This is a genomic window from Flavicella sediminum (assembly GCF_006381105.1).
Lineage (GTDB): Bacteria > Bacteroidota > Bacteroidia > Flavobacteriales > Flavobacteriaceae > Flavicella > Flavicella sediminum.
Window position 1 is genome coordinate 1 of record NZ_VDET01000020.1, and the last position, 931, is coordinate 931.

Annotated in this window: 1 protein-coding gene; it reads right to left on the reverse strand. The window is 27.7% G+C overall.

All coding sequences use genetic code 11. The features are described 5' to 3' along the window. Window positions 1-125: 125 nt before the first annotated feature. The gene (locus FGM02_RS15570; RefSeq protein WP_139959427.1) at window positions 126-842 is read right to left on the reverse strand and encodes a hypothetical protein; all 717 of its coding nucleotides are present in this window, start codon (window positions 840-842) and stop codon (window positions 126-128) included. Window positions 843-931 lie beyond the last annotated feature (89 nt).

Below are 931 nucleotides of genomic sequence, written 5' to 3' on the forward strand. Positions count from 1 at the left end.
TATTTTGTGTTTTTATCTTAGTCGACCTAAAAATAGATAAATAAGTAGAAGCCACATAATAAAAAAACACAAACCTTTGATTAGCCAAAAACACCCACATTAACTTTATGCGGTGTTGGCTACTGTTATTTTTTGTTAAGAGTTTTCATAAATTCCTTTATATCATCATTTTTCATGAATTTGGAAAACATTGAATTTATAGTATCTGAATTTTGACGAGGGTTATATCCTAATTCCAGAAGAGTTTGCAAACCAATCTGAAAATTAAAACTTGATGCTTGTCCATAGTTACCTTTTATATTCTTTTTATATTCTGTCATTGATACTTTAAGATTTTCGGAAAAGATTTCTAAATATTTTTTAAAATCCGCTATTGTCATATTATCAATAGGTTTCATTGTTTTCAAAGTATCAAGATATTCTTTTGTATATAAATTGTAACCTAAAAGTTGTCTACTATCATTTTGATTGATTTTTGTTATTGTCTTTATTGAAGAAATAGAATCGATTCCGTTCCATACATATTTCATATAATTGCCCCCTTGAGTCTGAACTAAAGTCATTAAAGTATAATTGTCTTTTGGGCTTTTCGGGTTTTCTCCGAGTAATAGTATTCTGTCTTTTAAAAAGACTTTCTTTGTTATTTTAATCGCTCTTTTTCTGTTGTTTTTTTTATTAAAATCAGAAAATAATTTTCGATTTATAAGACTGTCTTTCGTGATAGTAAATTCAACGAACCCACTTTTATTTATAAGATACCATTTCCCATCAATATTTTGGTCATTTTGTGATGTACAGTTCAAAAAGGAAATTGATACTAAAATCAATAATAATTTTTTCATAGTTTTTTTTTAGGGGTAATAGTCGCCAACGGTTTTGTATAAAGTTAGTGTGGGAGTTGATAATCGCAAGATTCTCAGCCGAACACTAA

Coding starts and splice junctions, on each gene's coding strand:
- FGM02_RS15570 (WP_139959427.1), bottom strand. CDS start 842: ATGAAAAAATTATTATTGATTTTAGTATCAATTTCCTTTTTGAACTGT.